Annotated in this window: 1 protein-coding gene; it reads left to right on the top strand. The window is 50.8% G+C overall.

Annotated features, from left to right (window positions below; all coding sequences use genetic code 11):
* The coding region (locus B4920_RS27410) for a hypothetical protein (RefSeq protein WP_216820116.1) at window positions 1-218 on the top strand (218 nt) is incomplete at its 5' end.
* Window positions 219-246: the final 28 nt, after the last annotated feature.

Raw genomic sequence — 246 nt, 5'->3', positions numbered from 1 at the left:
ACCGCAGCGAAAAAACTGACTCGCAAACCAACACTCAAACAACCCAGGCTCTATTAAAGGAGATGCCGCTGCTAGCGCATACTCCCGCAGGCCAAAATGGTCATATCCAAACCCTTGCCCCGCAAGCTTTACTGGGAGGTTTAGGTATTAGCGCCATTGGTGCTGCCGAAACGCTTGCAGATACCCTACTCACTCAAGGTAAAACGGCGGGAAAATAACCATGTTACAGTATCGCTGGCTTTGGCC

The sequence above is a fragment of the Zoogloea sp. LCSB751 genome (assembly GCF_002028455.1).
GTDB lineage: Bacteria > Pseudomonadota > Gammaproteobacteria > Burkholderiales > Rhodocyclaceae > Zoogloea.
This window is presented reverse-complemented; position numbering and strand designations above follow the sequence as displayed.